This window comes from Xenococcus sp. PCC 7305 (genome assembly GCF_000332055.1).
Taxonomy (GTDB): Bacteria; Cyanobacteriota; Cyanobacteriia; order Cyanobacteriales; family Xenococcaceae; genus Xenococcus.
The window spans coordinates 1-10,166 of record NZ_ALVZ01000054.1 but is presented as its reverse complement, the minus strand read 5'-3'; the positions used below and the strand labels follow the sequence as shown (position 1 = coordinate 10,166).

At 41.1% G+C, this 10,166-nt stretch carries 9 protein-coding genes; all 9 read left to right on the top strand.

What is annotated here, in order from left to right:
- The coding region (locus XEN7305_RS26275) for a cadherin-like domain-containing protein (protein WP_006507500.1) at window positions 1-3,620 on the top strand (3,620 nt) is incomplete at its 5' end.
- Window positions 3,621-3,721: 101 nt separating this feature from the next.
- Window positions 3,722-5,707, top strand: coding sequence for a DUF2779 domain-containing protein (locus tag XEN7305_RS01255; protein ID WP_006507499.1), 1,986 nt, complete (start codon window positions 3,722-3,724; stop codon window positions 5,705-5,707).
- A 137-nt stretch (window positions 5,708-5,844) separates the two neighbouring features.
- Window positions 5,845-6,369, top strand: coding sequence for an ATP-binding protein (locus tag XEN7305_RS01250; RefSeq protein ID WP_006507498.1), 525 nt, complete (start codon window positions 5,845-5,847; stop codon window positions 6,367-6,369).
- Between the two features lie 59 nt (window positions 6,370-6,428).
- A complete protein-coding gene (locus XEN7305_RS01245; protein ID WP_006507497.1) occupies window positions 6,429-6,782 on the top strand; it encodes an STAS domain-containing protein in 354 nt (117 codons plus the stop codon).
- Between the two features lie 27 nt (window positions 6,783-6,809).
- A complete protein-coding gene (locus XEN7305_RS01240) occupies window positions 6,810-7,796 on the top strand; it encodes an MBL fold metallo-hydrolase (protein ID WP_006507496.1) in 987 nt (328 codons plus the stop codon).
- A 112-nt stretch (window positions 7,797-7,908) separates the two neighbouring features.
- Complete coding sequence (locus XEN7305_RS01235; RefSeq protein ID WP_006507495.1) at window positions 7,909-8,028, top strand: photosystem II protein Y; 120 nt, start codon at window positions 7,909-7,911, stop codon at window positions 8,026-8,028.
- 133 nt (window positions 8,029-8,161) lie between these two features.
- A complete protein-coding gene (gene arfB / locus XEN7305_RS01230; RefSeq protein ID WP_006507494.1) occupies window positions 8,162-8,578 on the top strand; it encodes an alternative ribosome rescue aminoacyl-tRNA hydrolase ArfB in 417 nt (138 codons plus the stop codon).
- Window positions 8,579-8,637: 59 nt separating this feature from the next.
- Window positions 8,638-9,087, top strand: a complete 450-nt coding sequence (locus XEN7305_RS01225) for an MOSC domain-containing protein (RefSeq protein WP_006507493.1) — start codon at window positions 8,638-8,640, stop codon at window positions 9,085-9,087.
- Window positions 9,088-9,197: 110 nt separating this feature from the next.
- Window positions 9,198-10,028, top strand: a complete 831-nt coding sequence (locus XEN7305_RS01220; protein WP_006507492.1) for an MOSC domain-containing protein — start codon at window positions 9,198-9,200, stop codon at window positions 10,026-10,028.
- Window positions 10,029-10,166 lie beyond the last annotated feature (138 nt).

Here is a 10,166-nt window from a genome sequence, read left to right as displayed (position 1 = left end):
GAGATGTCAATGGGGATGGAATAGCTGACATTATTATTGGGGCATATCGAGCTAATAGTAATGCCGGAGAGAGCTATGTGGTGTTCGGCAGCAGCAACCCCAGCTCGTCAATTGATTTATCTGCCCTCGATGGCAGTAATGGCTTTGTTCTCAATGGCATTGATGCTAATGATTATTCAGGCGGTTCGGTAAGTGATGCGGGGGATGTCAATGGGGATGGAACCGCCGACCTGATTATTGGTGCAAATCAAGCTGACCCTAATGGCAATGGTGAAGCTGGAGAAAGCTATGTGGTGTTTGGCCGAGATTTCAATACCGATGAAGATACCTCGTTTACAACTAGCAGTGTCTTGTTTAACGATACCGATGCCGATGGAGATCCTCTCTCTGTAACTGCTATTGAAACTACAGGAACTTTGGGACTAGTTACCAACAATGGTGATGGCACCTTTAACTATGATCCCAATGGTCAATTTGATTTCCTCAAACCAGGAGAAACTGCTAGCGATACTTTTATCTATACAGTAACCGCTAATGGGGAAACTGATACAGCTACTGTAACCATCACAATCACTGGGATCGAGGATGCTCCGGTTGCCAATGATGATTCGATAATATTTTCCGCTGCAATTGAACTTTCGGCGCTCAATGGCAACAATGGTTTTGTCCTCAACGGTATTAATCTAGGTGATAATTCTGGCTATTCGGTAAGTAATGCCGGAGATGTTAATGGAGATGGTATTGATGATGTGATCATTGGGGCACCTTTCACAGACATTAATAACAATAATGAAGGAGAAAGCTATGTAGTGTTTGGCGACAGTAATGTCGGCAGTTCGGGCACGATTGAACTATCCGCCCTCGATGGCAGCAATGGTTTTGTTCTCAAGGGGATTGATGCTTATGATAATTCAGGCCGTTCGGTAAGTAACGCCGGAGATATCAATGGGGATGGCACCGCTGACCTAATAATAAGTGCAGATAGAGCTGATACTAGTAGCGGTTATACAGGAGAAAGCTATGTGGTGTTTGGCAGTAGTGATGTCGGCAGTTTGGGAACCATCGAACTTTCCGCACTTGATGGTAGCAATGGGTTTGTCCTCAATGGGATTGATGAGCGTGATTATTCAAGCTACTCCGTAAGTAATGCGGGGGACGTCAATGGGGATGGTTTAGATGATCTGATTATCGGGGCATTTAGGGCAGACCCTAATGGTAATGGTTCAGGAGAAAGCTATGTAGTATTTGGCGGTAGTGATGTCGGCAGTTCAGGCACAATTGAGCTTTCAGTACTTGATGGCAGCAATGGTTTTATCATCAATGGCATTGATCCTACTGATTATTCAGGCCGTTCGGTAAGTAATGCGGGGGATGTCAATGGAGATGGCTTCGCTGACCTGATTATTAGTGCCAGAAGTGCTAATCCTAATGGTAGTCAATCAGGAGAAAGCTACGTGGTTTTTGGCGGCAGTGATGTCGGCAATTCTGGCACGATTGAGCTTTCTAGTTTAGATGGTAGTAATGGATTTGTCCTCAATGGCATTGAGCGTAGTGATCAATCAGGCGAATCGATAAGTAATGCCGGGGATATCAATGGAGATGGTATCGATGACCTAATTATTGGGGCACCTTTCGCTGACCCAGTAAGTGATGCAGAAGGAGAAAGCTATGTGGTGTTTGGCAGCACCAATCTCGGCAGTTCGGGCACGATTGAGCTTTCTAGTTTAGATGGCAGCAATGGATTTATTCTCAATGGGATTGATGAAGATGATCGATCAGGCTATTCGGTAAGTAATGCCGGGGATGTTAATGGAGATGGCACGGATGATCTGATTATCGGGGCACTATATGGTGACCCTAATGGTAATGATGAAGGAGAAAGCTATGTAGTGTTTGGCGGCAGTGATGTTGGCAGTTCGGGCACGATTGAGCTTTCTAGTTTAGATGGCAGTAATGGTTTTGTCCTCAATGGGATTGATGATGGTGATCAATTAGGGGTTGCGGTAAGTAATGCGGGGGATATCAATGGTGATGGTACTCCTGACCTGATTATTGGTGCAGATAGAGCTGACCCTAATGGCAGTGGTTCAGGAGAAAGCTATGTCATCTTTGGACGAGATTTCAGCACTGATGAAGATACGATCTTTAACACCAGCAGCGTGCTCTTTAACGATACCGATGCTGATGGAGATACCCTTACCGTTACTAGCATTGATACAACATCAACCCTCGGTCTAGTGCTTAACAACGGGGATGGCACCTTTAACTACGATCCCGATGGTCGTTTTGACTCCCTCAGTGCAGGGGAAACTGCCACCGATACCTTTACCTATACCATCAGCGATGGTGACCAAACTGATACCGCTACTGTAACTATCACTATTGATGGTATTAATGATGCTCCCATTGCTACTACTGACAAATTCAGCACCGATGAAGATACAGCCTTTACTACAGATGATGTCCTCGCTAATGATAGTGACCCCGAAGGAGATAGCTTTACCCTAGAAAGTATCGATACTACTTCAACCCTAGGGCTAGTTACCGATAATGGGAATGGCACCTTTGATTACGATCCCAATGGTCAATTTGAATTCCTCGAACCAGGTGAATTTGCCACCGATAGCTTTGGTTACAAATTAGTTGATAGTAATGGCGCGATCGCTCATGGCACGGTCAAGATTGTCATTGATGGAATAGATGATGATAACACCAAAGATGATCTATTCCTTGGTACAGCTAAAGATGACAGTATTTGGGGTTCGGCAGCAGATGACACCATAATGGGACTCGATGGTAATGATACTCTCAACGGGGAAGCAGGCAATGATAGTTTGCGAGGTCTGGATGATCATGACAGTCTAGCTGGAAACAATGGCGATGATACTCTAAAAGGCGGTACAGGTAATGATATTCTTGCAGGAGGAAATGACAATGACAGCTTAAATGGTGATAGTGGTAATGATACTCTCTTGGGTGATACTGGCAGTGATACTCTTGCTGGTCAATCTGGAGCTGATAGCCTCAATGGTGGTGATGATGATGATAGCTTAGTGGGGGCTAATGGCATTGACACCCTCGATGGTGGCTTGGGCAATGATACTCTTTTGGGACAGGGAGATCCGGATCTGCTGTTTGGTCAAGATGGTGATGATAGCTTGGTTGGAGGAGATGGTGATGATACCCTCGATGGTGGAGTTGGCAATGATACTCTGTTAGGTCAAAATGAAGCAGATCTTTTGTTTGGACAAGAGAATAATGATCGTCTCTTGGGTCAAGATGGAAATGATACTCTCTATGGGGGATCTGGTGATGATACACTTTTGGGTCAAAACAATGATGATGTTTTATTTGGTGGTCTTGGTCTTGATAGTTTAACTGGGGGACTTGGTAATGATCGCTTTGCCATCGTTTCTGGTGACACTGTTGACCAAGATATTATTACCGATTTTCAAGATGGTTTAGATGAATTGCTACTGACTGGTGGTCTAACTTTCGGTAAGCTCACAATTAGTCAAAATGGCTCAGATACCGACATTATTGAAACGAGTAGTAGTCAAACTTTAGCTACTCTGATTAACATTGATGCGATAGATATTGATGAAACTGATTTTGTTTAGAGTTAAGAGCTAACAGCTTAAGGAATTAAATCCAAACTAAGCAAACCCACATCAGGCGTGTTAGATTAACTCCTAGTTTTTAGCGCAAACTGAACAATCCCATGACTCTCAAGCCCCGATACCTCACAAAATCACTATTTACCCTGGCATGTGAATGTCCAACAAAACTCTATTACACCAAGAAAAAAGACGAATACTCAAATACAAAACTAGAAGATTCTTTCTTAAAAGCACTTGCTGAGGGCGGGTTGCAGATTGGGGCATTGGCAAAGCTTTACTATGGAGAAGGCCAAGATATCACCGCAGTTGATCCGAAAGAGGCTCTAGCTCAAACAAGTAAATACTTAAACCAAGAAAATATTACTCTTTTTGAGGCTGCTATTAAACATAACAATCTCTTCATTAGAGCAGATATTTTAGTAAAACAGGGTAACTCGGTTGAACTGATTGAAGTCAAAGCGAAATCCTATGACAAGAACAAAACACCATCTTTTTTAACTAAGACTGGAGGAATCAAAGCAGATTGGCGTCCCTATCTTCAAGACATTGCCTTTCAAACATTTGTCTTCGGGAAGTCATTTCCCGATCTCCATGTCACTCCTTATCTTCTTTTGGCAGATAAACAAGCAAAATGCCCTACAGATGGACTTTATCAAAAGTTTTTGCTCAAGAGGGGAAATGGCGATCGCAAAGTAAAAGTAGAGACCTCGTCGCTAACTCGGGAAGAAATGACAGAGAAAATTCTGATCAAAGTACCTGTTCAAGAAGCGGTTCAAGTAATTCTTAATAATGAAGACCAAAATTTGGCTCAGACCTTTCCCGAAACAGTTGAGCAATTTTCCACAGCCTATAAAAATAATCACAGACTTTGGTCAGAGCTCGGAACAAAGTGCGCTAAATGTGAATTTAAAGTTACTGATAAAGAAGAAACACAAGGGCTTAAAAGTGGATTCCAAGAATGTTGGTCTCATCACCTGAACTGGACTAAAGCAGATTTCGACGAACCGACGATTCTGGAACTGTGGAATTACCGCTCTAAGGATAAATTGATCGCTGAGGGCATCTATAGACTTTCTGATATTCCCGAGGAGATGCTTGCCACAAAAAAAGACGATAAACCTGGCATGTCAACCTCGCAAAGACAGCGGCTTCAGTTATTTAAAGTTCAGACTCAAGATAATAAACCAAAAATTGATCTTCAAGGTTTGCAGGCAGAAATCTCAAAACTGACTTTTCCGCTACATTTTATTGATTTTGAAACGATTCAATCTGCCATTCCTTTTCATATGGGAAGACGACCCTATGAACCAATTGCCTTTCAGTTTTCCCACCATCAAATGGAATCGGACGGAACGGTAAAACATCAAGGGGAATATCTCAATACAGAAAAAGATTTTTTTCCTAACTACGAGTTCACCCGCCAACTCAAAACGCAGTTAACCAAGGATAATGGCTCTATTTTCCGTTATTCTCATCACGAAAACACCTATCTTAATCATATCTATAAGCAACTCGAAGCAGAACCTAGTCCACCAAAAGATCACCAAGAACTCAAGGATTTTATCAAGAGCATCTCTAAATCTTCTCGCAATAGAAACCAAAAAGATTCTTGGGAAGGAGAGCGTAATATGATAGACCTCCTGGAATGGGTCAAGAGTTATTATTATGACCCTTACACAAAGGGATCAAACTCCATCAAGCAAGTGCTTCCTGCGATACTCAATTCCTCTGCTTATCTTCAAAGGCGTTACTCTCAAAAGAATTACGGCAAGAATAATGAGATCCAAGGCTCTAATTTTCAAGATTTCCAGTGGGTTCAGCGGATAAATAATCAGATACAAGATCCTTATAAATTACTACCTAAGCTTTTTCTCGATGTCTCTGACAAGGATATGGTGTTATTAACTCAAGAAAATGAATTAAACAATGGCACCGCAGCACTCACTGCCTACGCCAGAATGCAATTTACCCAGATGTCCAACTCAGAACGCAACATGCTCGAAACTGGCCTATTACAGTATTGTGAATTAGATACTCTGGCGATGGTCATGATATTTGAAGGCTGGCTAAATTGGGAATTATCATAAGATATGCTTTTGACAATTCGGTACAAAAAAATAATGTTACAGGCGGAGTGTAGGATACAATATTAAACTAAGTTGTCATCAACTACCCATAATTTTTTTGCATCAACCCGCCATAACTTGACAGTGAGATCGCGCCAATGCAACCTGAATATTTGACACCATGTAATAGTTTTTCGGCAAAGCAAGCTGCAAATCCTTCTGAACGAAAAACACATGAGTTTGATTTAGAAAGTCAAATAAAGTCCAATAATGATTATTCTAAGTTACAAGTCACAAGTGAACTTACTGCTTTAGCTCAGGTTTTAAGTTGGTTTGAAAGCGTCAAAGATCCCTTAATACCTAGTCTTGTCTGGATCGAATGCCAAACCGTATTAGGTGAAGCTTTTGATAATGTAGTGATTCATGCTCATAAAGATTTACCTTCGGCGACTGCCATTGAGATCGGGGTCAAGTTTTTGAGTCAATTAATAATTATCAAAGTTTGGGATCAAGGGTCGGGATTTGATCTAGAATCTCAAAGATTGAAAATTTCTCAAGGGGTAGATGATTATGCTGAGCATGGTCGAGGTGTTCAAATTTTGGACAAGGTAGCAGATCACCTTAGTTATTTCACAGAGCAGGATGGTAGAAATTGTTTATTGATTATCAAGTTTTTTGGCTAGTGACTTTGTGTAGTCTTTAGTACGGGACTTGGCAAGACGAAAAAATTAAATATTAAGTAATGACTAAAAAAGTTGAAGTAATGCAACCTTCGGGGATTGTCGATGGCATTGTCGGGAATCAAATACGTGAGCAAGCAATAGATTTTGTGAGCAAGGGCACAGATATTATATTGGTTGATTGCCAGGAAATAACATTTATGAATAGTGCTGGCATTGGAGCTTTAGTTGCGGCTTTGAAGGCAGTTAGTAATTCTGGGGGAGAATTGCATATTTGTTCTTTGAATGATCAAGTACAAATAATTTTCAGCATGACAAAAATGAATCTAATTTTTCAGGTATTTGGTAGTAGAGAAGAATGGAAAGAACAAGTTAAATTAACGAATCAGGAATCGGGAAGCAGGAGTTTAAACTAATTTGGAAAAGTCTTGAGTCTTATTACAATGGAGAAAGTAAAAAAAATTATCTTGCAGCAAATGAATCATCTATGGCGTAAGAGTTTAGCTTTATTAGTGGGGACAGTTGTCAGTTGTTTTTTGGTGATTGGTATTCAAAGTTACACTACAGCACAAGAACCTGGTTTGACTCTCGAAACATCTTTACTAACTCTCGAACAAGTAGGGGATAATGTCTATGCTTTGATTTCTGATACGGATTATCCGCCTGCAAATGAAAATATTGCCATCTGTAATGCGGGAATTATTATTGGGGATGATGGGGTTTTGATAATTGACCCTTTTCAGAATGAAGCTTTAGGTAATTTATTGCTGTCGGAAGTGGCAAAATTGACAGACCTACCTGTCAAATATGTTTTGAATACCCACTATCATTTCGATCATACTGGGGGAAATAAGGCTATTCAGGCTCAAGAGATTCCTATTATTGGCAGGGGAACCATTCGTGAGGATATGTTAGTCAAAAACCAAGAATCTGATCCGACTCCTGCGGTGCCGAACATTATTATTGATGATGACAGTACTATCTGGCTGGGCGATCGCGTTATTGAATTAGAAGAAGTAGCTGGTCATTCTGGTGGCACGGATGTCGTGGCCTATATCCCCGATGCTAAGGTGTTATTTGCTGGAGATATTTTATTTAATCAGAAATTTCCTTATACCGCCGATGGCGACATTCTAAAATGGGAAGCAACCCTCGATTACTTAAGTGAAAAATATTCCGATGCGACCATTGTTCCTGGACATGGGACAACTGGCGATCGCTACAGCTTGGAAAGCTTAAAGGGTTATTTGTACGAATTAGAATTAATGGCTCGCAAATGGCAAGAATTGGGTTTATCAGAAGCTGAAGCGCTAGAAAGTGCCGCCGAAATTCCCGAGGCTTATCAAGACTATAGATTTCAGGGGTTGTATCCTATCAATTTAAAAACTGCCTATGAGCAAATTACTCTAAAATCATCTTCTAATCCCTAAAAATTATTCTGATCCGATATGAGGAAGCAACTTCATGGTAAATTTGGATAGTAATAATGGTGTTTGAAAAAATCAATTGTAGAATTACAGTTTTAAAGAGGGGGTAAAAATCATGGATTTTCGCGTTATTGTTGTTGTTGCTCCTTTGGCGATCGCTGCTGGTTGGGCTTTCTTTAACATTGGATCGGCTGCCATAGCACAACTCCAAAGATATACAGGTCAAGATTCATAGTTTTAAAATACTATAATAATCAACTTTAAGTTTTATAATTAACCTGACTATTGCTTGCCTAAGTAGTAGTCTTTTTTTATCTAGGTGGCTGTTTAGGAGTAATGAGTAATAAGTAATAAGTAATGAGTAAAGAATGTTGAAAATCTCGGAAAAAGTTATTATCCCAAGTCGTGAAATCGACATTAATGCTGTTCGCTCTCAAGGAGCAGGCGGTCAAAACGTTAATAAAGTAGCCACTGCCATACATCTACGTTTTGATATTAAAGCATCCTCACTTCCTGATTTTTACCAAGAAAAGCTTTTAAAATTAAGAGATTCTCGAATCTCGAAAGATGGCGTTGTTATAATCAAAGCCCAAAATTTTCGTACTCAGGAACAGAATAAAGAAGATGCTCTCAAAAGACTTCTCGACCTCATAAAAAACGCGTCACTTACAAAAAAAAGGCGATTTATAACTAAGCCAACTAAAGGAGCCAAAAAGAAGCGAATGGATCGTAAAGCTAAAAGAGGGCAACTAAAAGCATTGAGAAGAAAAGTTGATTATGATTAACTTCCAAATACTCTAAATTAAAATTACAGTCAAGATGAAAAGACATTAATCTGCTCAAGATGGAAAAAGGACAAATTGAAGCCATATGGATTAAGCGAGCTAAGCGCGGCCCCATGGATCAGGTAGAATGCGCTGAAATGATTGCAGGAAAAGGATTAGTAGGAAACGCGAACCAAGGCGGTCGACGACAGATAACGATTATTGATGCTGCGGTGTGGGAACGAATCATGACGGAACTAGGAGCCACAATTGATCCATCGAAGCGTCGCGCCAACATCATGGTGCGGGGATTAGAATTAGCCAATACTCGTAAACGAATTCTACGGCTTGGGGAATGTCGAGTGAGAATTTTCACCGAAACAAAACCTTGTGAACGCATGGATGAAGTCTTGCCAGGTCTCAAAGCAGCCTTATACAAAAACTGGGGTGGTGGTGCTTGTGGACAAGTCATTGATGGGGGCATGGTTCAAGTTGGAGCAGTGGCGAGATGGGAAAATAGTGATGCTTGATGAGAAAAAGAGATGATTCATTCGTAAGACTTGCTACCTTTGGCTTCAAGAGCTCGTGATAAAGTGGCTCAACCATTGTAAAAAGCCTGCGCGCAATCGAGATATTATTTATGAAGCGGACATTTGTTGGTAGTCTCAAATCCCTATGGCGTTATCCAGTCAAGTCTATGCAGGGAGAAAAGCTAGATAGGTCGGATGTCGGCGCACAAGGATTATTCGGCGATCGCGCTTATGCGCTCTGGGACGAAAAGACTAACCGAATTGCCAGCGCGAAAAATCCCCAGAAATGGTCATCCCTTCTCAACTGCTATGCTAGTCTGAAGCAAATACCTCAGACTGACAAGTCCATACCTCCAGTTCATATTAAACTTCCCAATGGTTCTACTGTTACCAGTGAACAAGCTGAGATAAACACTCTGCTATCCCAATGGCTAGATAGAGAGATCAAATTCCTTTCTGCTGTACCTGAAGCTCCCAGCCTCGATCAATATTGGCCTGATGTGGAAGGCACTGACCATCAAGATACGGTGACCCAATTATTTATGCCCCCAGGTACTTTTTTCGATTCCTGTCCCATTCACGCTATTACCACTGCCACTCTCGATCGCTTACAAGAACTTTATCCTACTGGTCAGTTTGATAGTCGTCGCTTTCGTCCCAATCTTCTTATTGATACTCAATCAAAGTCAGCAGAATTTATTGAGAATGCCTGGGTTGGTCAAATTCTCTCCATTGGAGATTCTGTGAGCTTGAAAATTGATACCCTCTGTCCGCGATGTGTTGTAACGACATTAGAGCAACCAGAGTTACCAAAAGATTTGAATATTTTGAAAACAACTGCTAAACACAACAAGGTCATTGCGGGTATTCGACTTTCGGTAATCCAAGGAGGAACCATTCGCCAAGGTGATTCTGTATGGTTAGAGGCGGATAAAGCTTGAGCAATATTTTGCTCACTGAGTATTTTTGCGGCTAGTAGACGTAGGCGTAAATAAGCTATCTATCAACGAGGAGTAAAAAGCTGATGTATCAAGACTTATTACTCATTACTTATTACTTATTACTTCCGCGCAGCGGCA

Excerpts from the sequence above, each read along its gene's own strand:
- XEN7305_RS01245 (WP_006507497.1), top strand. The coding sequence starts at position 6,429 with ATGACTAAAAAAGTTGAAGTAATGCAACCTTCGGGGATTGTCGATGGC.
- XEN7305_RS01255 (WP_006507499.1), top strand. The coding sequence starts at position 3,722 with ATGACTCTCAAGCCCCGATACCTCACAAAATCACTATTTACCCTGGCA.
- XEN7305_RS01240 (WP_006507496.1), top strand. The coding sequence starts at position 6,810 with ATGGAGAAAGTAAAAAAAATTATCTTGCAGCAAATGAATCATCTATGG.
- XEN7305_RS01250 (WP_006507498.1), top strand. The coding sequence starts at position 5,845 with ATGCAACCTGAATATTTGACACCATGTAATAGTTTTTCGGCAAAGCAA.
- XEN7305_RS01225 (WP_006507493.1), top strand. The coding sequence starts at position 8,638 with ATGGAAAAAGGACAAATTGAAGCCATATGGATTAAGCGAGCTAAGCGC.
- arfB (WP_006507494.1), top strand. The coding sequence starts at position 8,162 with ATGTTGAAAATCTCGGAAAAAGTTATTATCCCAAGTCGTGAAATCGAC.
- XEN7305_RS01235 (WP_006507495.1), top strand. The coding sequence starts at position 7,909 with ATGGATTTTCGCGTTATTGTTGTTGTTGCTCCTTTGGCGATCGCTGCT.
- XEN7305_RS01220 (WP_006507492.1), top strand. The coding sequence starts at position 9,198 with ATGAAGCGGACATTTGTTGGTAGTCTCAAATCCCTATGGCGTTATCCA.